We start from the raw sequence: 22,369 nt of genomic DNA, 5'->3' as shown, positions 1-22,369 counted from the left end.
CCGCGGCTAAGCTCCCGGCGATGAGCGAGTTCCTGGTCCTGACCCTTTGCGCCCTGACGGGAGTCATCGCCTATGCCACGCTGCACAACGGCCTCATCGGCCTGCAGCGGCCGGTCCATCGCACGCACCTGCTGTTCGCCTGCCTCTGCGCCACGCTCACGGTCTACGTCGGCGCCAAGACCGGCGCCTATCGCTCCGAATCGGCCGAGGGGCTGGTCGCCATGCGGCGGCTGGAGCTGGGTGCCAGCCTCGTCTTCGCAGGTGTCATGCCCTGGTTCGTGGGTGCCTACCTGGCGATCCGGCGATGGCGCCTGCAGGCGGCGATGAGCCTCGGCTGCGTGATCTTCTTCATCGCAAATCTCGTGCAGCCCTGGGGCGCGGCCTTTCCCGAGATGCCAGAGGCGACCCGGATCACCCTCCCGTGGGGCGAACAGGTCACCGACCTGCGCGTCCACCGCGCCAGCGCCTGGTTCGTGTTCGGCGCGCTGTGGTTCTATGTCATCTTCGGCTGGTGCACCTACGCGGCATTGCGCGAGCACCTGGCCGGCAGGCACCGGCGCGGCAGCCTGACCCTGGCGGCCTGCCTCGCCATCCTGCTTCTGGGCATGCTCTACAACCATCTGGTGAACCTCCAGCTGGCGCCCGGGGTGCACGCGGCCGAGTTCAGCTTCGTCGCCCTGATCGTGATGCTGGACTTCGATCTGTCACGCGAGCGGCGCCAGAGCCGGGACCGGGTGCGCGGCATCCTGGACAACATGCCCGCGGCGGTCTACGTCAAGCTCCGGGACGGCCGCTACCTGATGACCAACCGGCTGTTCGAGGATCTGTTCGGCCTTGTCGGCGGCTCGGTGACCGGCAAGACCGACCTCGACCTGTTCCCCGCGCCGCGGGCCGAAGCCATGCGCGCCAGCGACCAGCGCGTGCTGGCGGAGCGGGAGCCGCTGCGGCGCGAGGAGCAGATCGGGAGCAACGAGCGCGGCGATCCGCGCCTCTTCGCGTCGCTCAAGTTTCCGCTGCTGAACCCCGACGGCAGCGCCGATGCGATGTGCGGGGTCTTCACCGACGTCACCGACCTGCGCCAGGCCGAGCGCGAGACGTACCTGCTGCGCCGGCAGGTGTGGCATGCCGACCGGGTGGCGCGCACCGCCGTGCTCGCGGCCTCGCTGGCGCACGAGCTGTCGCAGCCGCTGACCGCGATCCTGAGCAATGCCCAGGCCGGCCTGCGCTTCCTGGCCCAGGAACACCCGGACCTCGCCGAACTGCGCGAGATCCTGCACGACGTGGTGCGCGACGACAAGCGCGCCAGCGCGGTCATCAACGGCCTGCGCACCATGCTGCGGCGGCAGGAGACCGAGCGCGACCGGATCGACGTCGGCGCCTGCGTGCAGGAGGTCGTCGACCTGATGCACAGCGACTTCCTGGAGCGCGGCATCGCGGTGACCCCATCGATGGCCCCGGGCTGCATGGTCCTCGGAGACAAGGGGCAGTTGCAACAGGTGGTGCTGAACCTGGCGATGAATGCCAACGAGGCCATGGCCGAGCAGCCACGAGGATCGCGCTCGCTGCGCGTGTCGGTGAGCGCAAGCGCCGAAGGGCGGGTTCGCGTGGCGATCGCGGACACCGGTCCGGGCATCGACGAAGAGAACCTCGAGCGGGTGTTCGATCATTTCTACACGACCAAGGCGAAAGGCCTGGGCATGGGGCTGGCCATGTGCCGCTCGATCCTGGAATCGCACGGCGGCAGCCTCTCTGTCGAACGCAACGAAGGCCGGGGCGTGACCTTCTACTTCCTGCTGCCGAGCGAAAGCGCTGCCTAGGCAGCTGCCTTCGGCGGGGGCAGGTGGCGCGCGATTTCCTCCTGCATGATGCGCACGATCTCCGCCTGCCGAGGCTGGACCCTGAACACCGGTCCGGCCACCAGCAGCGCCAGGTGCCTCTGTTCGACCTGCAGTGGCATGGCGATGCCGCCCAGGTCGGGCGTGAACTCGCCGGCGCCTTCGAACCAGCCGCGGCGCGTCGAGCGTTCGATCTCGGCTTCGACCGCCTCCACGCTCATCAGCGTGGTGGGCGTATGGCGTTCGTACACGGCCTTGCGCAGGAAGGCCGCGCGTTCGGACTCGGGCAGCTGGGACAGCAGCGCCCGGCCGGTGGCGGTGAGGTGCAGCGGCACCATCTTGCCCACCGCGGCCGCGTAGCGAACCGCCTGCTCCGGCTCCACCGTCGCGATGAACAGCGCATGCGAGCCGCTGATGCCCGCCAGCACCGCGGTTTCGTTGGTGCGCGCGCAGAGGGCCTTCAGCACGGTCTGGAGTTCGCTCGGCGTGGGCGCGGCGCGATCGATCTTGTCGAACATCAGGCGCCAGTTGGGCGAGGGATAGAAGCCTTCGCGCGCCTTGGGTTCATAGAGATAGCCGCGGCTGGCGAGCGTTCCGAGCAGGTTGAAGGTGCTGGACCGGGGCCAGCCGAAATGCTTGGAGATTTCAGCCAGGGTCGCCGGCCGCCCATGGGCGGCGAAGAACTCCATCAGCTCGAGGGCATTGACTACCTGCTTGACATCCACGATTGAACCTTTGACCGCTTGCAACGGCCATCCCGGCCACGCGCTTTGGCGGCAGTTTAGTCGCTGGGCCCGGCGCCCACGGCGATACCGGCCAGCGCCAGAATGCGCTGGGCCTGGATCACATGAGGGCGGTCGATCATTCGGCCGTCGAGCACCGCGACTCCGGCGCCCGGCGCAGCGGCGACGGCGTCCAGGATCGCGCGGGCCCGGCGCTGCTCGGCCTCGGACGGCATGAAGGCCTGGTGAACGACATCGCAATGCAGCGGATGGATGAGCGCCTTGCCGGTGAAGCCGTCGATGCGGGCCTGCTCGGCTTCGTCGCGCAGTCCCTCGAGGTCCGCGGTGTCCGTCCAGACCGCATCGATCGGCATCACGCCGGCGGCGGCAGCGGCCAGCAGGCACAACTGCCGCGCGAGATCGAAAGGCGCCCGGTAGCGACCCGCCCCGCGGTTGGCGCTCGCGCCCAGCGCGCTGGCCAGGTCCTCCGCGCCCCACATCAGGCCGAGCAGCCGGGCACTGCAGCCGGCGTAGCTGCCGAGGTTCAGCACCGCGCCGGGCGTTTCGGTCGCCACCGGAATGATGCGGCTGCCGCCCACCGGCAATCGCAGCGCGGCCTCCATGCCGTCGAGCACCTGGTGCAGCTGCGCGACGTCCTTGCCGCCGCCGCACTTCGGCAGCACGATCCCGTCCGGGCGGCCGGGCATCACCTCGGCCAGGTCGTCAAGGGCGAGCCCCGTGTCCAGCGCATTGATCCGGATGAACACCTTCTTGCCCTGCCGCGGCTGCTGCAGTGCCTCGCGCGCGGCCTGCCTGGCCACCGGCTTGCGATCCATCGCCACCGCGTCCTCGAGGTCGAGGATCAGGGCGTCGGCACTGCAGCCGAAGGACTTGGCGATCTTGCGGGGGCTGTCGGCCGGAACGAAAAGAAGCGAACGCATCAGTCATCCTCCCCGGTCGCGCCAGCGGTCGCGACGATCTGCCGGGATTGCAATTGGCGCAGGCGCGCGGCATCGATGCCCCAGGCCTGCGCCGTCGCGTGCCCACCCTCCCCCCTCGCGGGCGGCGGACCGCGGAGAGCGCCCGGCGTCCGGGACAGGCGCGGCGCGGGGGCGGGCTGCGCGATGCCGTCCTGCACGGGGAAGCTGTGGCGGGCCGCGTTGTGCGGGTGCGCGCCCACCGATCCGCGCTCGAGCACCGGCGTCACGCAGGCGTCGCTGTCTTCGAGCAGCTCGCACCACGCGCGCTGGCTGCGCGTCGCGAACAGCCGGCACAGCATGTCCTTCGCTTCCGGCCAGGTCCGGGGGTCGTCCAGCTGCGCCAGCGCATCGGCCGGAAGGCCGGCGCGCTCGGCGAAGACCGCGCGAAACCTGGGCTCGATCGCCGCGAAGGCGACGTACTCGCCATCCGCGCATCGATAGGCATCGTAGAAGGGCGCGCCGCTGTCGAGCGTGTTGCGGCCGCGCGGCTGGTCGTGCAGACCGGCCGCGGACAGGCCGAAGAAGGAGGTCATCAGCAACGCCGCGCCTTCGACCATCGAAGCGTCGATGACCTGCCCGAGGCCCGACTGCCTGCGCTCCACCAGCGCGCACGCGATGCCGAACGCCAGGCTCAGGGCGCCGCCGGCATAGTCGCCCACCAGGTTCAGCGGCGGCGTGGGCGGCTGGCCGTCCCGGCCGGTGGCATGCAGCACACCGGCCAGCGCGATGTAGTTGAGGTCGTGTCCCGCGGCCTGGCTCAGCGGCCCGCTCTGTCCGTACCCCGTCATGCGGCCGTAGACCAGACCGGGCCGGCGCGCCATGCAGGCGTCGGGGCCGAGCCCCAGGCGCTCCATCGTGCCGGGCCGGAAGCCCTCGACCAGCACGTCGGCGGCCGCCACCAGGTCGGCCGCCAGCGCCACGCCGTCGGGGTGCTTGAGATCCACGCCGAGCGATCGCTTGCCGCGGTGCACCAGTTCGAAACGGCGCGGCCGCGGCAGCCCGACGTCCGCGGGCGCCATCCGCTCCAGCAGCAGCACCTCGGCGCCCATGTCGGCCAGGAGCATGCCGCACATCGGGCCGGGGCCGATGCCGGCGAACTCGACGACCCGGATGCCCGCCAGCGGGCCTTGCTTCAGTGCCATGTCCGGCGCCCCCAGGTGGACTGGCGCCAGGCCTGGGCCAGCGGGTCTCGAAACGCGGGCGCGGCGACGGCGATCAGGCGCTGGGCCCGCTGGTCGAGCGTGGCGTTGCGCAGTTCGGCGACGCCGAATTCCGTCACCACGACATCGGCGTCGGCCCGGCCGATGGTCGCCGGGTTGCCTTCGAGGCTGAACACGATGCGGCTGCGCGTGCCGCCGCCGGCCGTGGCCGGCAGCACGACGATGGATCGCCCGCCGCGCGTCGAATGGCGCGCGGCACGGCAGAAATCGATCAGGCCACCGATGCCGCCGCGCTGGCGGCCGTCGACGGCCTCGCAGTTGGCCTGCCCCGACAGGTCGACCTCGAGCGCGGAGTTGATGGCGCAGAGCCGGTCGAGCCTCGAGAGGACCGAGGCCGCGTGCGTATAGGACGCAGGCCGGACCTCGACCGTCCGGTTCGAATCCACCCACCGGTACAGCGAGGCGCTGCCGACCACCGTGTTGGTCACCGTGATGCCGGCGTCCAGGCCCTTGCGCTCGTTCGTGACCGCGCCCTCCTCGACCAGCTTCGCGGCCGCGTCGCCGAGCACGCCCGAATGGATCCCCAGGTGCCGGTGCCGGCCCAGCTGCGCCAGCGCGGCGTCGGGCAGGCTGCCGATGCCGGCCTGCAGGGTGGCGCCCTCGGGGATCAGGCCGGCCAGGTGCGCGGCGATCGCCTGGCCCACGGGTCCGGCGGCCGGGCCGCCCGCTTCCAGGGGCGCGCAGTCGGCTTCGACCCAGTGGTCGATGCGCAGCGCGTCGGGCAGCTCGGCGCCGTGGGTCCATGGCGCCGCCGGGTTCAGTTCGGCGATGACGACGCGGGCCCGGCGGGCGGCCGCCAGCGTGTAGTCGTTGGCCAGCCCGAGGCTCGGCGGCCGGCCGTCGCGCCCGGGCGCCAGCTGCAGCAGCACCACATCGGCACCCTGGGCCCCGCTCTCGAACAGCCCCGCCAGGGCGCTGTAGGGCTCCGCGACCACGTCCAGCAGGCCCCGGTCCGCCAGCGAGGCGGTGCCGGCCAGCGCACCGTAGGAGACGAAGCGCATGGCGGACGGCAGACGCCCTGCGAAGGTGTCCGACATCGTGGCGCCCAGGAACATCGTCAGGGGCATCGCGTCGTCGGCCTGCTGCAGGAGCTTGCGGGTCAGGGTGCGAGGCTCGGCCGTCACCTGTCCGCAGACGATGCGGTCGCCGGCGCGCAACAGTCCGCGAAAGTCGAAGTCGCGCGCCGACCGCACGGGGGCGCCGCGCGTCATGCGGCGACGGTCTGCTCTGGCAGGCACAGCATGAAGGCCGCGCGATGGCAGATGCAGACCATCTCGCCGCGCTGGTTGTAGCCGCGGTGCTCGAGATCCACGATGCCGGCGGTCGGACGCGATTTGGACAGGCGCTTGCTCCGGACGGTGGTTTCGACGCGCAGCGTGTCGCCCGCGAAGACCGGCTTCGGGAAGTTGACCTCCCGCATGCCGAGGTTCCCGATGGTCGTGCCCAGCGTGGTTTCCTGCACCGACAGGCCGATCACCAGCGCCAGCGTGAACAGGCTGTTGACCAGCGGCTTGCCGAACTCCGTCCGGGCCGCGAACTCGGCATCCAGGTGCAGGGGCTGCGGATTCATGCTCATGACCGTGGCCAGCAGGTTGTCGGTTTCGGTGACCGTGCGCGTCGTGGCGTGGTGGAAGGTGTGGCCGATCTGGAATTGCTCGAAATAGAGTCCCGCCATGGTGAGGTGCCTTTCTTGAAAAGAGGGAGGTGGCGCAGCGACAGCCCGTCGGGCGGTCAGCCTTCGCCGGCCGGGCAGCGCCCGTCGAGGGTGACGCCGCTCGCCAGCAGCGCGTCGATCTCGGCCGCGCTGTAGCCGGCGTCGCGCAGCACTTCGACGCTCTGCTCGCCGATGCGCGGCGGATGCCTGCGGATGGACACGTCGGCGGAGCTCCACTGCGTGCTGGGCCGCATCTGTCGGATGCGGCCTTCGGTCGGGTGCTCGCCCTCCTCGAAGAAGTCGACGGCCTGCAGGTGCGGGTCGTCCAGCAGGTCGTCGATCGAGTTGACGCGGGCGCACGGCACCTCGTGGGCGCGGCAGAGGGCGATCCATTCGTCGGTCGTCCGGGTGGCGATGATCTGCGCCAGCTCGGCGTAGGTCGCGTGGTAGTTCCGGGCGCGCGCGCTCTGCGTCGCCAGCAACGCGTTGCCGTCGAACGCCTCGGCCCGTCCGATCGCGGTGTAGAAGGCGCGGAATTGCTTGTCGTTGTAGGGCGTGGCCGCGATGTAGCCGTCGAGCGTCTTGTAGGGACGCCGGTGCGGCGTCAGCAGCCTGCCGTAGCCCGAGTCGTCGATGGCCGGCAGGAACGCCTTGCCGTTCAGGTGGTCACCCAGCACGGCCTGGACCAGCGTCTCGAACATCGGCACCTCGATCGCCTGGCCGAGCCCGGTGCGCTCGCGCCGCAGCAGGCCGGCGATCGCGGCGTGGGCCGCGGTCGTGCCGGTGAGGCGGTCCGCCATCGTCAGCGGCACGAAGACCGGCTCGTCCAGGCCGGCCCGGACGAACAGGCCGCAGACCCCGGCGCCGGCCTGGATGATGTCGTCGAGCGCCGGCTGGTTCGCATACGGGCCGCGCTCGCCGTAGCCGACCAGCGAGACGTAGACGATCGAGGGGTTGACGGCGCGCAGGTCGTCGTAGCCCAGCCCGGCACGCTGCATCGCGGCCGGCCGGACGTTGTGGATGAACAGGTCCGCGCTTTCGCAGAGCCTCAGGAGCGCCCGCTTGCCCTCGGGCTGCTTGATGTCCAGCACGATGCTGCGCTTGTTGCGGCCGTTGGCCAGGTACATCGCGCCCATCCGGGAGGTTCGGGCGGCGCCCGCGTGCCGCATCACGTCGCCGTCGGGCGGCTCCACCTTGATCACGTCCGCGCCGTAGTCGCCGAGCACCTGGGTGGCGACCGGGCCCATGAGCACGGTGCTCATGTCGACGACTTTGTAGCCCGCGAGCGGCGGCGCGGTAGACGGCGAAAGGCTCGCGTCGGGCGGATGGGGTGAGTTCATGGGAGAGCGGCAGCAGCGTCTTGAATGGATGCCGCATTCTGGCGACGAGGCCTCGTGATCGGCCATAGGTGTTCACACCTATGCATGATTTGATCACATAGGTGAATGATGTCGAACTTTCAAGCACGACACACAGCGACCATGAATTTCCAGATCACCGCCGAACAGGCCTCCATCCGCGAATCCATCCAGAAGATCTGCAGCCAGTTCGACGACGCCTACTGGCTGCGCAAGGACCGGGACGGCGGCTTTCCGGAAGAGTTCGCCGCCAGCCTCGGCAGGGACGGCTGGCTGGGCATCTGCATCCCCGAGCAGTACGGCGGCGCGGGCCTCGGCATCGCGGATGCGGCCGTGATGATGCAGACCATCGCGCGCTCGGGCGCCGGCATGTCGGGGGCCTCGGCGGTCCACATCAACGTCTTCGGGCTGAACCCGGTGGTGGTGTTCGGCAGCGAGGCGCAGAAGGAACGCATGCTGCCGCCCATGGCGCGCGGCGAGGTCAAGACCTGCTTCGCGGTGACCGAGCCGAACACGGGGCTCAACACCACCCAGCTGCGAACGCGGGCGGTGCGCCAGGGCGACAAGTACGTCGTGAATGGCAGCAAGGTCTGGATCTCGACCGCGCAGGTGGCCCAGAAGGTGCTGCTGCTGGCGCGCACGACGCCGCTGGAAGACGTGAAGAAGCCCACGCACGGGCTCACGCTGTTCTATACGGATCTCGATCGGACGCGGGTGCAGGTCCGCGAGATCGAGAAGATGGGACGCAAGTGCGTCGACTCGAACGAGCTGTTCATCGAGAACTTCGAGGTGCCGGTCGCGGACCGCATCGGCGAGGAAGGACGCGGCTTCGAATACATCCTGCACGGCATGAACCCCGAGCGCGTGCTGATCGCCGCCGAGGCCGTGGGCCTGGGGCAGCTGGCGCTGCAGCGGGCCACGGCCTATGCCGGCGAGCGCGTGGTCTTCGATCGCCCGATCGGCCAGAACCAGGGCATCCAGCACCCGCTGGCGCGCAACTGGATCGAGCTCGAAGCCGCCTGGCTGATGGTGATGCAGGCCGCCTGGCAGTACGACAGCGGCCTGAACTGCGGCGCCGCCGCCAACGCGGCCAAGTACCTGGCGGGCGAGGCCGGCTTCAGCGCCTGCCAGCAAGCGGTGATGACGCACGGCGGCTTCGGCTACGCGAAGGAATACCACGTCGAGCGCTACCTGCGCGAGAGCCTCATTCCGCGCATCGCGCCGATCAGCCCGGAGCTGATTCTGTGCTTCATCGCCGAGCGGGTGCTGGGCCTGCCCAAATCCTATTGACCGATTGACTTCCCCCGACCGCGCCGACCGCGCCGACCACAGGAGACACCCAATGCCCGACTTCGCTTCGACTCTCAAGCAGTGCCTGCTGCCCCTGGCGATCGCCTTGTGCAGCACGGCATCGCTGGCCCAGGCCTATCCCTCCAAGCCGATCCGCGTGGTCGTGCCTTTCGCTGCCGGCAGCGGCACCGACGTCATGACGCGCATCCTGATGGAAGACGTGCAAAAGGAGCTCGGCGTGCCGATGGTGATCGACAACAAGCCGGGCGCCAACGGCGCCGTGGCCGCGGAGATCGTGAGCAAGGCCCCGGCCGACGGCTACGCCCTGCTGCTCGGCACCAGCTCCGCCCATTCGGCCAATCCCTGGCTCTACAAGAAGCTGAACTACGAGCCGATCAAGGACTTCACCCCGGTGGCCCGGACCACCAACTTTCCGTTCATCCTCGTGGTCGCCGCCAACTCGCCGGCGACCAACGTGGCCGAGTTCCTGAAGGGCGTGCGCGCGCCATCGCGCAACAACACCATGGGCTATGGCAACGCGACCGGCCAGGTGGCGGGCGCGCACCTGATGCATGCCGCCAAGTTCAGCGCGGTCGCGGTGCCCTATCGCAGCACGCCGCCCGCGCTGGTGGACCTGGTGGGCGGCCAGTTCGACTTCATGTTCGTCGATCTCGCCTCCTCGCAGGGCCTGGTCAAGGACGGCAAGGTGAAGCCGCTGGCCATGATGGCGGACAAGAGCTCCTCGCTGATGCCGGGACTGCCCGCGCTGGGCGAGACCTTCCCGGGCTTCTCGTACGTCGCCTGGGGCGGGCTGCTCGGCCCGGCGCGCCTGCCGCCGGGCGTCGTCGCCACATTGAGCGCGGCGGTGATCAAGTCGCTCAACAAGCCCGCCGTCAAGGAGCGATTCGCATCGCTGGGCCTGGAACCCTATCCGGGTGCGCCCGAAGAGTTCGCCGCCTTCATGGTCGAGCAGGAGGCCGCCTGGGGCGCGCGGATCAAGGCCGCCGGCATCCAGGCGGAGTGAGGTGGACGACCCGACCCAGACACCCGCAGCCGTCCTGAGGCGGTTGCTGGGGCAACGCCACAGCTGCCGCGCCTTCAGGCCGCACAGCGTCCCGGACCCGGTCGTCGACAGCATTCTGGAGACGGCGCAACGCACGGCGTCATGGTGCAACACGCAGCCATGGCAATTGGTCATGACCCGCGGCGAAGGCACCCGGCGCCTGCGCGACGCCCTGCAGCAGGCGGCGCGAACGCGCCCGCCCGTGCGGGACATCGCGTTCCCGTCCGCGTATGCCGGGGAGCACCTGGCGCGCCGGCGCGCGTCGGGCCTGCAGCTGTACCGGGCCGTGGGCATCGAGAAGGAAGACCGCGCGGCTTCGTCGAGGCAGGCGCTGCGCAACTACGACCTCTTCGACGCACCGCACGTGCTGATCGTGTCGATCCCGCGCAGCCTGGGCAGCTATGCCCTGCTGGACTGCGGCGGCTGGATCGCGAACTTCCTGCTGGCGGCCGAGGCGCACGGCGTGAGCGCGATCGCCCAGGCCGCCCTGGCCAACCACTGCGACGTGATCCGCGAATGCCTGGGCCTGCCGGCCGAGGAGGCGGTGGTCTGCGGCATTTCCTTCGGCTACGCGGAACGCGAGCATCCCGCGAACGGCTACCGCACCTCGCGGGCGCCGCTGCCGCAGGTGCTCAGGCGGATCGACCGCTGAGGCGCGGGCATTCTTGGGTACGATGCGATCCCGCCCGCGATGGCATGCCTCCCGGGTGCCTTGTTCGCCCCGCACTCCGTTCCCTGCCATGACCGCCGCCAGAAGATCCGATTCCTCCACCCCCTGCCTGCGGGTGTCGCCCAGCGGCGTGCACGGTCTGGGCGCATTCGCCACCCGGCCACTGCCTGCCCACGCCTTCCTGGGTCTCTACGAAGGCCGCCGCTACACGGCCGAGCAGGTCGCCGGCCGGAAGTGGGACGGCCAGCTGACCTATCTGTTCAAGCTCTCCAACGAAGAGATCATCGACGCCGGCAAGGGCGGCAACGCCACCCGCCACCTGAACCATTCCTGCGATCCGAACTGCGAGGCGGTCGAGGAGTACGACGCCGCCGGCCGCCTGGAGCTCAGGTTCCAGACGCTGGTGCCGGTCGAGGCCGGCGACGAACTCTTCATCGACTACGGCCTCACGGCCGACGACGGCTCGGCGCCGTCCGACTATCCGTGCCATTGCGGCGCAGCGAACTGCCGCGGCACCCTGCTGGACGTCGAGCCGAGGACCGAGCCGCAGCCCGGCATGCTCGCCTAGGACCCTCGACGTTCAGCGCAGCGGCAGCTCGAGGGTCGCGGCCAGCGCGGGCAGGTCGATGCGCTCGCCGCTGGCCACCACCACGGCCTGCTGCAACCCCCGCGCCTTCTCGGCCAGTGCGCGCCAGAGGCAGCGGATCGACGCGGCATCGAGTCCGCCCGTCGGCTCGTCGAGCAGGATCAGCGGCCGTCCGGAAGCCAGCGCGGCGGCCAGCCAGACCTTGCGCTTCGAACCGGTGGACAGCATGTACATCGACTTGTCCATATGCGGCGCCAGCCCGAAACCCTCGGCCAGCGACTGCCACGCGGCCTCGTCGAAGCGCGCGTCGCCGACGCGCAGCGCCGCGGTGCAGGCGTGCACGGTGAGCGGATCGAATGCATCGGTGGCCGGGTCGACGAAGAAGACGCCGCTCTCGTAGATCGACGCGTCTTCGTGGAGGCGCGCACCCGCCAGCGCCAACTCGCCCTCAGCAGCCAGGGCACCGGCCAGCACGCGCAGCAGGGTCGACTTGCCGCTGCCCGTGTCGCCATGCAGCAGCGTCACGCCCGGGCCGATGGAAGCGCTCCAGCCGGAAGCCAGCGGCGGCTCCCCCGGGTAGGCGAAATTCAGATTCCGGACCTGCAGCACGGGGGACAGGGCAGCCTGCGCGCCCATCACACCTTGGCAAGACGCCGGCGCGCCTCGACCGCGGAGGCCAGCCCCTCGAGCACCGGCACCGTCTGCGAGAAGCCGATGCAGGCATCGGTGATCGAGACGCCGTGCCTGAGCGCCACTCCCGGCAACAGGTCCTGCCGCCCCTCCTCGAGGTGGCTCTCGATCATCACGCCGGTGATGCGCGCTTCGCCGGCCGCGATCTGCGCCGCCACGTCGGCCGCGACCACGATCTGGCGCTGGTGCTGCTTGCTGCTGTTGCCGTGCGAGACGTCGATCATGACCTGGGGCCTGAGGCCGTTGGCGGCCAGCGCGTCGCTGCTCGCCGCCACGTCCGCGGCGGAGTAGTTGGGTGCCTTGCCGCCGCGCAGGATCACGTGGCAGTCGTCGTTGCCGCGGGTCTCGAAGATCGCCGCCATGCCCATCTTGGTCATGCCCATGAAGGCGTGCGGCGCACGGGCCGCGAGGATCGCGTCGGCCGCGACCTTGACGCTGCCGTCGGTGCCGTTCTTGAAGCCGACCGGACAGCTCAGGCCCGAGGCCAGCTGCCGATGGCTCTGGCTCTCGGTGGTGCGCGCGCCGATGGCGCCCCAGGCGATCAGGTCGGCGATGAACTGCGGGCTCAGCAGGTCGAGGAACTCGGTGCCGGTCGGCAGCCCCAGCGTGGTCAGCTCCAGCAGCAGGCGCCGCGCGCGCTCCAGCCCCTCGTTGATCGCGAAGCTGCCGTCGAGGTGCGGATCGTTGATGTAGCCCTTCCAGCCCACGGTGGTGCGCGGCTTCTCGAAATAGGCGCGCATCACGATCAGCAGGTCGTCCTGCAGCCGGTCGGCGACCGGCTTCAGGCGCTGCGCATACTCGATCGCCTGGTCGTGGTCGTGGATCGAGCAGGGCCCGACCACCACCACCAGGCGGTCGTCGCGGCCGTGCAGCACGTCGGCGATCGCGGCGCGGCTGCTTTCCACCAGCGCCAGCGTGTTGTCGCGCACCGGCACGCGCTCCTGCAGCAGCGCGGGCGTCAGGAGCGGGCGGACCGCGCCGATGCGCACGTCGTCGATCCGGGTGGTATCGAGGGTGCTGTCGCGGGAGCCGACCTCGGCATCGTGGAAGGGGTCGTCGAGTGGGGGCATGTTCGGGGTTCAGGGTTCGAGCGGGAGAATCCCCGATTGTCCTCCGGACGGCGGGGGCCCCCGTCCGGCCGGGATCGGGGCAAATAGGACTCCCCGGCGTGATCTATTTCCTTGGCGCACCCGCGCGCCTTCGATTCAATGCCGGCTCAGCACATGAGTTTGAAACTCGCAGCACATGAAGCCTGACCTGAGCCTCGTCATCGAAGAACCCATTGCGGGCCACTATTACTGGATGATCGTCCGACCCGGCGGCTGGCTGCGGCTGGGCCCCTGCCAGGTGATCGATTCGGCCAGCGGCCCGCTGCCCTCCTACCAGGCCGCGCAGGCGGCGGGCAGCCAGGTGCTGGCCAGCTTCCAGCCCGTGGTCGAACGCCCGACGCCGAGCGGCTTCGGCGGCGCCTGGGACATCATGACGATCCCTGGCGCCCTGGTCTGAACCGACCTTCCACGTGCGCGGCGTGCAGCGCATTGACCGTCTGCCTCCACGCCTGCACCGCGGCGCGCTGCTCGGCGTCGGCGTCCCGTTCCTCCTGCGGCACCCTGGCGGGCGTGTGCAAATGACGCTCCTGCAGCGGCAGGCGGCGGGCCGGGAACGGCGGCACGGCGATGCCGGCCTTGCGAAGGATCTTTTCTTTCCGACTGAGAGTGAGCATGGGTCGACCGAGGATTCCTGGCCACAGTCTCACGGCTGCGCCCGGTCGCCCGAATAGTGCATTTGCACTATTGCGCAACACGGACCATGCAGCCCCTCAGGCGAACACATCCGACACGTAGCGCCCGTGCTCGTGCTCCATGCGGTCGACCCAGGCCTCGGCCGCGGCATCGTCGCTGCCGGTCGCGCTCTGGTAGATGTGGATGAAGGTCTCGCGCACCGCCGGCGCCATGTGCCTGCCGTCGCCGCAGACATAGAACTGCGCGCCCTGGCGAAAGAACGCGCCGATGTCGGCCCGGTCCCGCCAGACTCGGTGTTGCACGAACATGACATCGACCTCGGGCCGGGCCGAGAACGCGGCCCGCAGTTCGACCACGCCCGCCGCCTCCCAGGCCGCGAACTCCTCGCGGTACAGGTAGTCGACCTCCGGATCGTCGACGCCGAAGAAGAGCAGCGCCGGGCCGACCTCGCGGCCGGCCGCCTTCTGCCAGGCGCGCTCCTGAAGAAAGCCGCGGAAGGGCGCGACGCCGGTGCCGGCGCACACCATCACGATCGGGGTCTTCGGATCGGCCGGCGGACGGAAGCCGGACTGCGAGGGCCGCACCGCGACCGACACCCGGTCGCCGGCCTGCAGGCGCGCCAGGTAGGTCGAGGCCACGCCCTGGAACGTGCCCTGCCCCGACAGCGCGGGCGCATCGACCACCGCGAAGGTCAGGCTGGCCTCGGCTTCGTCGGCCAGCGGTGAGGAGGAGATCGAGTACTGGCGCGCCCTGAGCGTGGGCAGCATGCCGAGAAAGCCCGCCAGTCCGATGCCGCACGACGGCGTGCGCTCGAGCAGGTCGAGCACGCTGACGCGCCTGGCCAGCACTTCCTCGGCGTAGGCCTGCTCGCCCGCCAATCGTTCCAGCGCCTGGCGCTCGGGCGGGCACGGTGTCGCCTCGGCGAGCTGCCCGACCTGCGCGCGGGTCGCTGGCTGCGCCAGCTCGACGTAGCCCGCCAGCACTTCGGCGGCGCCGATCGGGTAGTCGCCGGGCAGCGCCGAAGCGGTGCCCGCCTGCTTCCGGATCACGATCTGCGTATCGCCGGCGAGGCCGAAGCGCGCCAGCACGCGCGCCACGCTGGCGTCCGGATTGCGCGGCAGCACCGCGAGGTAGTCGCCGCTGCGGTAGCGCATGCCGGCCGGCAGCGCGATCTGCAGATGGCGCTTGGAGCGCGCGCCGGCGGCGCCCATGTTCACCAGCTCGCGGTTCTCGACCACGGTGCCGGGTTCGAGTTCGTTGAGTGCCAGCGCGCGCTCGCGGGCCGACTTGAGGACCTCCACATCGAAGCTCGGCACCGACGGCTTGTCGGCCACCGTGCGCCCGAGCGCCACGCCCAGGCCGTCCCACAGCGCGCCGGACCACTCGTCGAAGGCGCCGAAGAAGTCGCCGCCGGCATCGGCCTCGCCGCGCGGCCCAAGGCGGACGGCACCGGCCGCGGCGAGCGCCGCGTCGACCCGCTTGGGCACCGCCTGGTAGGTCCGCGCCCATTGCCGGTTGCCGCAGCCCAGCACCGCGAAGCGGACGCCGTCCAGCGTGCCCGGCGCGCAGCCCTCGAGCCACAACAGGAACTTCTTCGCGTTGTCCGGCGCCTGGCCCTCGTAGGAGGCCGTGACCACCACCACCGGCGCGCCGGCCTTCAACGCCCCGGCGTACTCGTCGAGCGTGGCGACCGTGGCGGCGTAGCCCTGCCGCGACGCCTCGGCCGCGATGCGGCGGGCGAACATCTCGCAGGAGCCGGTGTTGCTGCCGTACAGCACCAGCAGCGCCGGCGCGTCGGCCGGCAGCGCGACCTCGTCCATCGGTTCCTTCACCAGCCGCTGCGGCACCGACGGGATGGCGCTGCGCAGCGCGAAGCCATCGGCGCTCCGGCTGCGGGCGCGGATCTTGAGGCCGTGCGGCTTGATGGTCAGCGTCTCGGCGATCTCGAGCTGGTAGGACGGGTCCTCCATCACGATGTCAAAGCGCTGCAGCAGCATCGCGATCACCAGTTGCGCCTCCTGCATCGCGAAGGGCCGGCCGATGCAGGCCCGGGCGCCGTTGCCGAAGGGCTTCCACGCATTCGGCGGCAGCTTCTCGGCCGTGTCGGGCTCGAAGCGGTCGGGGCGGAAGGCCTCGGCATCCTCGCCCCAGACCGCCGGGTCGCGGTGCAGCGCCGGCTGCAGGACCAGCACCGTGTCCTTGGTCGTGAGCGGGTAGCGGCCCGCCAGCAGGGTGTCGGCGATCGGCTTGACGCCGAAGGCGGGCGCGGTCGGCCACAGGCGCAGCGACTCCATCAGGATCTGCTCGATGTAGCGCAGCTGCGCGAGATGCTCGACCCTCGGCATCTGGTCGCCAAGCACCTCGTCGACGATGGCGCGCGCCTTCAGCATCGCCTCGGGGTTCTTCAGCAGCAGGTAGCAGGCGAAGGACAGCAGGCCGCTGGTGGTCTCGTGGCCGGCGATCAGGAAGGTGACCATCTGGAAGCGGATGTTCTCGTCCGAGAGCTTCTCGCCGCTCACCGGATCGACGCCGTGGAGCATCACGTTGAGCAGGTCGTTCTTGCCCGCGCCCTGCGGGTCGCTGCGGCGCTCGGCGATCAATTGCTCGGCCACGCGCGCCAGCATCTGCTGGTCGGCCTCGTAGCGGCGCCGGGTGCCGACCATCAGGTTGGACACCATCGCCGGCCGCCGCCCGCGCTGGCCGGCCTCGTCGAGCGCGTCGACCATCGCCGCGACGAAGGGATGCATCTCGTTCTGGTAGAAGCTGTTGAAGCGGTAGTCGAAGGCGCACAGCGCGATGGTGTCGAGCGTCAGCCGCGTCATGTTGTCGGCCACGTCGATCACCGCCGACGAGCCGAAGCGCTCCCACTTCACGAACATCTGGTGCGCGATGTCGACCATGCGGTCGAACATCGAGCGCACGCCCAGCGGGCCAAAGGCCGGCATCAGGAGCCGGTGCGCCTTGGCCCAGTTGGGCTCGCTGTTGTAGGCGGTGAAGAGGCCGTCGCCGGCGAAGGCACGGATCTCCTGCAGCGGGCCGTGCACGCGCTTGTTGAAGCGCGTTTCGTCGCAGAGCTCGTTGACCAGCGCCTGCGAGCTCACCACGTAGACGTCGCGGCCCAGCAGCGTGAGCTTGAAGATCGGCCCGTAGATGCCGGCCAGCCGCATCATGCTCTGGATCGGCGCCTTCGAATCGAGCTCGCCGAGATTGCCGACGATCGGCTTCAGCGGCGGCTGGGGAACCCGGGGCCGGTCGGCAGGATGAGCGTTCATGGGGGTCCTTGGAAAGACGGCCGATTATCCCGAGCTGCGGCCGCGATGGAAGCGCCCGCGCGCCGCCTTCGTGATGGCGACCACGCAGGGATGGGTGATGCGGCGCTCGACCGAGATCGCGAAGAATTCCTCGATCAGCTCGGCGGCGCGGCCGATCACCTCGACCCCGTACTGCGCGCAGGTCTCCTCCTCGAGCACCGTGGGCGTCATGAAGACGCCGCGGCCCTCGCCGCCGAAGGCCTTCAGCAGCGCGGCGTCGTCGAACTCGCCGATCGGCCGCGGCCTGAGCCGATGCTCCGCCAGCCACAGGTCGAGCCGCTGCCGCGCCGCCGAGGACGCGCCCTGGATCAGCATCGGCGCACGGTCGAGGCAGGCTGGGAACTCGCCCCTGAGCGTCTGCTTCAGCGCCGCGGTGGCGAAAAAGCTCATCGCAGTGGTGCCCAGCGTGTGGTTGAAGGCCTTGACGCCAATCTGCCGGCCCATCGGCTCGTCGGCGATGACGAGGTCGATGCGCTGCACCGAGAGCTGGCCGAGCAGGTCGCGGAAATTGCCCTCGTGGCAGATCAGCCGCACCGGCTCCGGGATGCCGAGCGCCGGTTCGAGCAGCCGGTAGGCGATCGACTTCGGCACGGCGTCGGCGATGCCGACCCGGAAGTCGAGCGCGCGGGCGCCCTCCCCGCGGCTGCCCAGGGCCGCCTCGAGTTCGGAGCCGAGCGCGAAGATCTGGTCGGCATAGCTCAATGCGGTGCGGCCCTCGGGCGTCAGCTCGAGCCCCCGGCCGCGCTTCTGGAACAGGGGGCAGCCCAGGCTTTCTTCGAGCAGCTTGATCTGGCCCGACAGCGTCTGCGGCGTGATGTGCAGCTGCTCGCTGGCGCGCACGATGCCGCCGGCCTTGGCGGCGGCCCAGAAGTAATGCAGGTGCTTGAAGTTCATTCAGCACCCAATCCTACGCAAAACCCGAATGAATGGTGTCAAAAATTCGACTTATCTCGAAGGCTATCGCCGCTTTCGGTCACCAGCCAATAGTCGACCTAAGGCTCTGGGGCGCACCAACTATGACCCGTGTGCTCTTCGGCTACTTCAAGATTACTGCGCCACTGCGGCGCCTTTCTCGAGGCTCTTGAGCCTCGATGCCCGCCGGCGTGATGTCAATCCGCTAGCTGTTCAGCAAATATGGCTCAAGAAGCAAACGTGAAAGGCTATTGCGACCACGACTGTTGCTCGCTCGGCCGAGGCTGGGAGCGGTTCTACAACCCGACGCGTCGTTACTCGACGCTCGGCACGTCAGTCCGATAGAGTTCGAGAAAGCTCAAAAAGCGTAGGCCGGTGTCCACGAAAACCGGTAGCAGCCCAATCTGCTGTTTGTGCTCTACGGTATTGGGAAGGATATTCTTCGCTGCTCTCGAGATCGCTCCAAGGTGAACCTTGGGCGGCTCCGTAGGGGGCAGCTTTCCACGAAACGCATGCAGTGAGTCGAAAGTGAGTTCGTTGATAAGCGATCTTGACGTTGTCGGGCTTCCCATCCTGGAATGTGGCTCGGCTGCATCCCTAGGGCGACCCCGCTCTCGCAAAGTCCGACGACCGCTTTCTTGCCTGTGCAATTGGGCCTCGGGGCCCGTTGCTGAATCTCAACGACTGCAATACCCGTTAACCGCCACTACCCTCCTCGCTCGTGCGCGAGTGCCTCGGGCCTGCTCCGCAGTGTTGAACATAATTGTCCTTTCGATCCTCAGCGAGTGTGGGAGCAAAGTTGTAGTGTCGCGTTCCAGCAAAGTTCAGATGTCGCATATTCGGTCGCCCCGAGCTTCGAGGCATGGCCATAGCGACTGCTGCAGCGACGGTCACAATGACCATGCGCGAGGCCGATCGATTCAAGACAGTCCAAGCGGTGGTCGACCGTTCGCTTCGGGTCGGTCAGGCCGCGCAGGCGCTGGGAATCAGCGGACGCCAGGTTGAGCGGCTCTGCCCGGCGCCCACCGCCAGCGTTGAAGGTCGGCGTGGCAGAGCGACAATGCACCCACACACAAGGACACAATGGCAACAACTCACCCGGTCACGCTCGAGGAATTGAGCGAATGGATCACCGACAAGGCTCGCAGGACCTCCGGCTGCACGGGCCTCAAGGTGAGCGTTCAGTACAAGCTGGCCAAGGCCGATCACGCCGGAAAGAACTGGTCCGATTCCCTCGTGATCAACACGGGCGACTGCGGCATCGACGATGCGTTTGCTGCGATCTCGAATGCGCAGCGCGACGCCATCGGCCGCTTCCACATCTCGTAGCAAAGCCTTCGGCCGAGACGGGACAGAACGTGGAGCGCGCAGCCTCCAGTCTCAAGCTCCGGCCCGTGCCAGGGCCAGCGCATCCTGCGAATTCGCAGATTCGATCGCGATGGCCTGTATGACTTTCAGGGTGTCGGCGTCGATGCGCAGTTGTCCTTGCCACAGTGCGGACTTGACCATGCTGATGTCGTTAGGCCGGCCCTTGTGGCTGGGCGCGCACAGTTCGAAGGCCTCGAGTCGACCGCGAATGTCGAGATCGTTGGGGATCTCCTTCAGACGCTCGATTGCCTGCAAAATGGTCATGGACATGAAGTGCCTTTCAGGCGATGAGGGAGCGTGGAGTGTGCGGCATTCGCAAGAGGGCGTTGTTTTGAATGCCCTTATTTCGCTGCCCATCGCCGGACCACACGGCCAATGCACTACGATGGCAGCGACTTTGGCGCCTGCTGCCAGGGCCGCAAGCGGTTCTTCAATTGTGTGACGCGCCACGTTCGATCGAACGCGAGCCGCCCTCTGGATCGATGACTTTCGTCTTCACCCGAAAGCCTAGTTCTTGACCAACAAATCGACATTTCATGAATCGTCGGGCACTGTCCGTTTCTGGGTTCTGATCGGCGAGCAGCATGTCGGTGCGAGCGTCGGCAAAGAGACCTCCACTATCGCTTTCACCCGACTGGACGTGACGACACGCCCCTGTCAACCTTCGTCGACCATCTTCAGGAAATCCATGCAGCGGTGCGGCGCCGGGTCGCCAGCGGCTCGGCCGAGCCTGTCATGCTCCGTGATGCGGATTTCCGCGCCTTGCCGACGGCGCCATAGTCGATGACGCTCGACAAGAACTCCCTCATTCTCTCCCTCCTTCGCGACCGCTCACCGCAGTTCGATTCCGAACTCGCCGAAGCCGGCTCCATCTCGAGTGGAACGCTACAGGCGCGCCTGGCAATCCTTCAAGATCAGGGACTCGTGTCCCGCGTCAACGTCGACGCTCCCGACGCAGGCGCAAACTCGATCGCCTCCTCACGGCTCTGCTGTGCTCCGAGGTTTCCCGCGCGTCCGAAGGCTTCTTTGCGGATCCATCGGGCCGTCACGACCCAGGCACCGGGGGTGCAACCCGCTGGAACACCAGACTGCCGTTGTGCAGTTCCTCTGACGGTTGCTGTGGATCCTTCGATTCCTGCACGAGAACCATGCGCAGCTCGACCTGGTCTCGGCCACTGAAGCCGGGGACCTTGATCGTCATGCCCGCCGTGCGGTCGTCGACCACCCGCAGCAGTTGCTCGTTGTTCCACAGGACGTAGCCCGGCAGCGCCATCAACTCGTCGATGCGGCCGACGGTCGGCCCGAGCACCTTTGTCAGCGACTCCGGGGATTCGTTGACACAAACCCATCGGCTGCCGATGCGCGCTCGCCACGCGTCGGGCAGTGGCGCATCCAGCGGCGGCAGCCGCTCGCCCATGGGGACGTCACGCCAGTACAGCTGGTTGGCCGAGAGATTGCGCCAGATCATGTAGCGATGCGATTGCACGCTCTGGAAGAGAAAGCACGCAGCGGACTGGCCGTCGGCCCACCAACAGCCATCGCTTCGCACGCGCAGCTTCTCCAGTACGGTGTCCCAGTGGCCATCCGCGGACCAGCGACTCAGCGTCAGCGAGCCGTCACCTGCGGCCAGTACCTGGTAAGGGCCTGCGTCGTTGGCATAGACACCCACCAGGTCTGCAGTGCCCGCCGCCGGCGACACGGCTGGCGGCACGGTAGAGACGAGGGCAGCGGGCAGCGCCCGGATCGCGCCGCGTTCCTGCGCCGCGCGCAGCAGCAGGCCCTCTGCCAGCGTGAGCGCGCCGTAGTCGGATCCGCTGCCGATGATCAGCATGGCCAGACGCGCCTCGGGCAGCACGAAGAACCTGGACGAGAAGAAGAAGGTGTCGCCGCCCTTCTCCCAGGCCCGCAGGCCCGCGGCCGCCAGGCCCTGATTTTGGACCGCGTCCCAGCCCAGCCCCCAGGACCACGACGCAGCAACGGGGTTGATGCGCACGTAGGAGCCCTGGTCCATGCCCATTTCCCGAATCGCTTCGGCCGAGACGATTCGCCGGCCCTGGTAGACGCCTTGGTCCAGCAACAGGCGCGCGAGCTTCATCATGTCGGTGGGCGTGGTGAAGACGCCCCCGGTCGCATAGGCGGCCGGCATCTCCTGCGGGAGTCGCTGCCCCTTGTAGTAAGGGTGCACGAAGGTGCCCTCGGGCAAGGGCACGATCGGATAGCCGGACAGACTCATGCCCAGGGGCTCAAAGATCTCTTGTTGAACGAAGTCGGTGAAGGTCTTGCCGGTGAGCGCGCGCACCAGCGGCTCCACCAGGGTGAAGCCATCGTTGCAATACACCGCGAGTTCACCCGGCTCGTGCTTCAGGTGCGACTGCGACAGCGCGTACAGGGTGTCCTGCGCATAGTCCAGGATCGGGACGAAGTCGAAGATGTTCCGGTTGTTGGTGCCCGGCACCCCCGACGCATGGGAGACCATGTGACGCACCGTGATGCGGGTGAAGCCAGGCGAGAGCATGCTGAAGGCGGGCAGCAACTCGACCAGCGGCTGATCGAGGGCGAGCTGCCCCCGGTCGCGCAGGATCATCACGGCCAGGGTCGCAACGAGCTTGGCCACCGAACCGATGTTGAATCGCGTGTCGGGGGTGGCCAGCAGCCCGTTCTCACGGTCGGCATGACCGAAGGCTTCGCGCCAGACCACGCGGTCGTCGGCCAGCAGCGCCACGGAGATGGCGGTGGTGGCGCTGTCGCTTCGGTTGAGCGTCTTGAGAATGGTCTCTCGGCACCAACGCACCGATTCAGGGTCGCCTTGTGGCAACAGCGATGCAGCGGAGGGGCCGGAACTGCCACCGCCACAGGCCTGCAGCAGCGGTACGGCCAGGCCCGCGGTCGCCCAACCCAGGCAGTCGCGGCGCGACAGGCGGTGGAACGGTGGCGCGCCCGGGTCGAGCGTGGTGTATGGCGACTTCAA

At 68.9% G+C, this 22,369-nt stretch carries 21 protein-coding genes and 1 pseudogene; 8 read left to right on the top strand and 14 right to left on the bottom strand.

The window, feature by feature from the left end; all coding sequences use genetic code 11:
• Nucleotides 1-20: 20 nt before the first annotated feature.
• Entirely contained in the window at nucleotides 21-1,817 is a 1,797-nt protein-coding gene (locus tag AB4Z46_RS10080; protein WP_442283348.1) for a sensor histidine kinase, read from the top strand.
• Here the strand turns inward: AB4Z46_RS10080 and AB4Z46_RS10075 are convergent.
• Genes AB4Z46_RS10075 through AB4Z46_RS10050 form a run of 6 tightly spaced genes read right to left on the bottom strand, consistent with a single transcriptional unit; the run spans nucleotide 1,814 to nucleotide 7,751 of the window.
• A complete protein-coding gene (locus AB4Z46_RS10075; protein WP_442283347.1) occupies nucleotides 1,814-2,560 on the bottom strand; it encodes an IclR family transcriptional regulator in 747 nt (248 codons plus the stop codon). The two genes, AB4Z46_RS10080 and AB4Z46_RS10075, sit on opposite strands and share 4 nt — an antisense overlap.
• Before the next feature lie 56 nt (nucleotides 2,561-2,616).
• Nucleotides 2,617-3,498 (bottom strand): HpcH/HpaI aldolase/citrate lyase family protein, encoded by an 882-nt coding sequence (locus tag AB4Z46_RS10070; protein ID WP_442283346.1) that lies wholly within the window; start codon nucleotides 3,496-3,498, stop codon nucleotides 2,617-2,619.
• Nucleotides 3,498-4,679, bottom strand: a complete 1,182-nt coding sequence (locus tag AB4Z46_RS10065) for a CaiB/BaiF CoA transferase family protein (protein ID WP_442283345.1) — start codon at nucleotides 4,677-4,679, stop codon at nucleotides 3,498-3,500. The genes AB4Z46_RS10070 and AB4Z46_RS10065 overlap by 1 nt, the downstream gene beginning before the upstream one ends.
• Nucleotides 4,670-5,968, bottom strand: coding sequence for an acetyl-CoA hydrolase/transferase family protein (locus AB4Z46_RS10060; protein WP_442283344.1), 1,299 nt, complete (start codon nucleotides 5,966-5,968; stop codon nucleotides 4,670-4,672). Before AB4Z46_RS10060 ends, AB4Z46_RS10065 begins: the two co-directional genes overlap by 10 nt.
• Nucleotides 5,965-6,432, bottom strand: coding sequence for a MaoC family dehydratase (locus AB4Z46_RS10055; protein WP_442283343.1), 468 nt, complete (start codon nucleotides 6,430-6,432; stop codon nucleotides 5,965-5,967). The genes AB4Z46_RS10060 and AB4Z46_RS10055 overlap by 4 nt, the downstream gene beginning before the upstream one ends.
• A gap of 56 nt (nucleotides 6,433-6,488) precedes the next feature.
• On the bottom strand, nucleotides 6,489-7,751 hold the full coding sequence (locus tag AB4Z46_RS10050; protein ID WP_442283342.1) for a CaiB/BaiF CoA transferase family protein: 1,263 nt from the start codon (nucleotides 7,749-7,751) through the stop codon (nucleotides 6,489-6,491).
• A gap of 141 nt (nucleotides 7,752-7,892) precedes the next feature.
• Between AB4Z46_RS10050 and AB4Z46_RS10045 the strand changes: the two genes are divergently transcribed.
• The 4 genes from AB4Z46_RS10045 (at nucleotide 7,893) to AB4Z46_RS10030 (ending at nucleotide 11,360) form a co-directional block, all read left to right on the top strand.
• Nucleotides 7,893-9,059 (top strand): acyl-CoA dehydrogenase family protein, encoded by a 1,167-nt coding sequence (locus AB4Z46_RS10045; RefSeq protein WP_442283341.1) that lies wholly within the window; start codon nucleotides 7,893-7,895, stop codon nucleotides 9,057-9,059.
• A 52-nt stretch (nucleotides 9,060-9,111) separates the two neighbouring features.
• Nucleotides 9,112-10,083, top strand: a complete 972-nt coding sequence (locus AB4Z46_RS10040; protein WP_442283340.1) for a Bug family tripartite tricarboxylate transporter substrate binding protein — start codon at nucleotides 9,112-9,114, stop codon at nucleotides 10,081-10,083.
• Nucleotide 10,084: 1 nt separating this feature from the next.
• Complete coding sequence (locus AB4Z46_RS10035; RefSeq protein WP_442283339.1) at nucleotides 10,085-10,774, top strand: nitroreductase; 690 nt, start codon at nucleotides 10,085-10,087, stop codon at nucleotides 10,772-10,774.
• A gap of 88 nt (nucleotides 10,775-10,862) precedes the next feature.
• On the top strand, nucleotides 10,863-11,360 hold the full coding sequence (locus AB4Z46_RS10030; protein ID WP_442283338.1) for an SET domain-containing protein: 498 nt from the start codon (nucleotides 10,863-10,865) through the stop codon (nucleotides 11,358-11,360).
• 12 nt (nucleotides 11,361-11,372) lie between these two features.
• On the opposite strand, the gene AB4Z46_RS10025 is transcribed toward AB4Z46_RS10030, so the two are convergent.
• Both AB4Z46_RS10025 and AB4Z46_RS10020 read right to left on the bottom strand, forming a co-directional pair.
• Nucleotides 11,373-12,014 (bottom strand): ABC transporter ATP-binding protein, encoded by a 642-nt coding sequence (locus AB4Z46_RS10025; RefSeq protein WP_442283337.1) that lies wholly within the window; start codon nucleotides 12,012-12,014, stop codon nucleotides 11,373-11,375.
• A complete protein-coding gene (locus tag AB4Z46_RS10020; RefSeq protein WP_442283336.1) occupies nucleotides 12,014-13,138 on the bottom strand; it encodes a 3-deoxy-7-phosphoheptulonate synthase in 1,125 nt (374 codons plus the stop codon). The genes AB4Z46_RS10025 and AB4Z46_RS10020 overlap by 1 nt, the downstream gene beginning before the upstream one ends.
• 175 nt (nucleotides 13,139-13,313) lie before the next feature.
• Between AB4Z46_RS10020 and AB4Z46_RS10015 the strand changes: the two genes are divergently transcribed.
• On the top strand, nucleotides 13,314-13,574 hold the full coding sequence (locus tag AB4Z46_RS10015) for a hypothetical protein (RefSeq protein WP_442283335.1): 261 nt from the start codon (nucleotides 13,314-13,316) through the stop codon (nucleotides 13,572-13,574).
• Here the strand turns inward: AB4Z46_RS10015 and AB4Z46_RS10010 are convergent.
• From AB4Z46_RS10010 to nhaR, 3 genes are all read right to left on the bottom strand, one after another.
• A complete protein-coding gene (locus AB4Z46_RS10010) occupies nucleotides 13,546-13,791 on the bottom strand; it encodes a hypothetical protein (RefSeq protein WP_442283334.1) in 246 nt (81 codons plus the stop codon). The genes AB4Z46_RS10015 and AB4Z46_RS10010 overlap by 29 nt on opposite strands.
• Nucleotides 13,792-13,887: 96 nt before the next feature.
• Nucleotides 13,888-17,082 carry a bifunctional cytochrome P450/NADPH--P450 reductase gene (locus tag AB4Z46_RS10005; RefSeq protein WP_442283333.1) on the bottom strand — a complete coding sequence of 1,065 codons (3,195 nt, stop codon included), beginning with the start codon at nucleotides 17,080-17,082 and terminating at the stop codon, nucleotides 13,888-13,890.
• Nucleotides 17,083-17,106: 24 nt separating this feature from the next.
• Entirely contained in the window at nucleotides 17,107-18,015 is a 909-nt protein-coding gene (gene nhaR, locus AB4Z46_RS10000; protein WP_442283332.1) for a transcriptional activator NhaR, read from the bottom strand.
• 1,101 nt (nucleotides 18,016-19,116) lie between these two features.
• Here nhaR and AB4Z46_RS09995 point away from each other — a divergent pair.
• Nucleotides 19,117-19,362 carry a hypothetical protein gene (locus AB4Z46_RS09995; protein WP_442283331.1) on the top strand — a complete coding sequence of 82 codons (246 nt, stop codon included), beginning with the start codon at nucleotides 19,117-19,119 and terminating at the stop codon, nucleotides 19,360-19,362.
• 51 nt (nucleotides 19,363-19,413) lie between these two features.
• Here the strand turns inward: AB4Z46_RS09995 and AB4Z46_RS09990 are convergent, their stop codons facing one another.
• Nucleotides 19,414-19,671 (bottom strand): hypothetical protein, encoded by a 258-nt coding sequence (locus AB4Z46_RS09990; RefSeq protein ID WP_442283330.1) that lies wholly within the window; start codon nucleotides 19,669-19,671, stop codon nucleotides 19,414-19,416.
• Nucleotides 19,672-20,078: 407 nt separating this feature from the next.
• Nucleotides 20,079-20,210, bottom strand: a complete 132-nt coding sequence (locus tag AB4Z46_RS09985) for a hypothetical protein (RefSeq protein ID WP_442283554.1) — start codon at nucleotides 20,208-20,210, stop codon at nucleotides 20,079-20,081.
• On the opposite strand from AB4Z46_RS09985, the pseudogene AB4Z46_RS09980 reads away from it, so the two are divergent.
• Nucleotides 20,185-20,274: pseudogene (locus AB4Z46_RS09980) on the top strand (hypothetical protein); the annotation flags it as partial. The gene AB4Z46_RS09985 and the pseudogene AB4Z46_RS09980 overlap by 26 nt on opposite strands.
• Before the next feature lie 172 nt (nucleotides 20,275-20,446).
• On the opposite strand, the gene AB4Z46_RS09975 reads toward AB4Z46_RS09980, so the two are convergent.
• Entirely contained in the window at nucleotides 20,447-22,369 is a 1,923-nt protein-coding gene (locus AB4Z46_RS09975) for a serine hydrolase domain-containing protein (RefSeq protein WP_442283329.1), read from the bottom strand.

The organism is Variovorax sp. M-6 (assembly GCF_052114385.1).
GTDB lineage: Bacteria > Pseudomonadota > Gammaproteobacteria > Burkholderiales > Burkholderiaceae_C > Variovorax.
This window is presented reverse-complemented; position numbering and strand designations above follow the sequence as displayed.

Excerpts from the sequence above, each read along its gene's own strand:
- AB4Z46_RS10080 (WP_442283348.1), top strand. The coding sequence starts at position 21 with ATGAGCGAGTTCCTGGTCCTGACCCTTTGCGCCCTGACGGGAGTCATC.
- AB4Z46_RS10070 (WP_442283346.1), bottom strand. The coding sequence starts at position 3,498 with ATGCGTTCGCTTCTTTTCGTTCCGGCCGACAGCCCCCGCAAGATCGCC.
- AB4Z46_RS10065 (WP_442283345.1), bottom strand. The coding sequence starts at position 4,679 with ATGGCACTGAAGCAAGGCCCGCTGGCGGGCATCCGGGTCGTCGAGTTC.
- AB4Z46_RS10060 (WP_442283344.1), bottom strand. The coding sequence starts at position 5,968 with ATGACGCGCGGCGCCCCCGTGCGGTCGGCGCGCGACTTCGACTTTCGC.
- AB4Z46_RS10055 (WP_442283343.1), bottom strand. The coding sequence starts at position 6,432 with ATGGCGGGACTCTATTTCGAGCAATTCCAGATCGGCCACACCTTCCAC.
- AB4Z46_RS10050 (WP_442283342.1), bottom strand. The coding sequence starts at position 7,751 with ATGAACTCACCCCATCCGCCCGACGCGAGCCTTTCGCCGTCTACCGCG.
- AB4Z46_RS10045 (WP_442283341.1), top strand. The coding sequence starts at position 7,893 with ATGAATTTCCAGATCACCGCCGAACAGGCCTCCATCCGCGAATCCATC.
- AB4Z46_RS10040 (WP_442283340.1), top strand. The coding sequence starts at position 9,112 with ATGCCCGACTTCGCTTCGACTCTCAAGCAGTGCCTGCTGCCCCTGGCG.
- AB4Z46_RS10030 (WP_442283338.1), top strand. The coding sequence starts at position 10,863 with ATGACCGCCGCCAGAAGATCCGATTCCTCCACCCCCTGCCTGCGGGTG.
- AB4Z46_RS10025 (WP_442283337.1), bottom strand. The coding sequence starts at position 12,014 with ATGGGCGCGCAGGCTGCCCTGTCCCCCGTGCTGCAGGTCCGGAATCTG.
- AB4Z46_RS10020 (WP_442283336.1), bottom strand. The coding sequence starts at position 13,138 with ATGCCCCCACTCGACGACCCCTTCCACGATGCCGAGGTCGGCTCCCGC.
- AB4Z46_RS10015 (WP_442283335.1), top strand. The coding sequence starts at position 13,314 with ATGAAGCCTGACCTGAGCCTCGTCATCGAAGAACCCATTGCGGGCCAC.
- AB4Z46_RS10010 (WP_442283334.1), bottom strand. The coding sequence starts at position 13,791 with ATGCTCACTCTCAGTCGGAAAGAAAAGATCCTTCGCAAGGCCGGCATC.
- AB4Z46_RS10005 (WP_442283333.1), bottom strand. The coding sequence starts at position 17,082 with ATGAACGCTCATCCTGCCGACCGGCCCCGGGTTCCCCAGCCGCCGCTG.
- nhaR (WP_442283332.1), bottom strand. The coding sequence starts at position 18,015 with ATGAACTTCAAGCACCTGCATTACTTCTGGGCCGCCGCCAAGGCCGGC.
- AB4Z46_RS09995 (WP_442283331.1), top strand. The coding sequence starts at position 19,117 with ATGGCAACAACTCACCCGGTCACGCTCGAGGAATTGAGCGAATGGATC.
- AB4Z46_RS09990 (WP_442283330.1), bottom strand. The coding sequence starts at position 19,671 with ATGTCCATGACCATTTTGCAGGCAATCGAGCGTCTGAAGGAGATCCCC.
- AB4Z46_RS09985 (WP_442283554.1), bottom strand. The coding sequence starts at position 20,210 with ATGAGGGAGTTCTTGTCGAGCGTCATCGACTATGGCGCCGTCGGCAAG.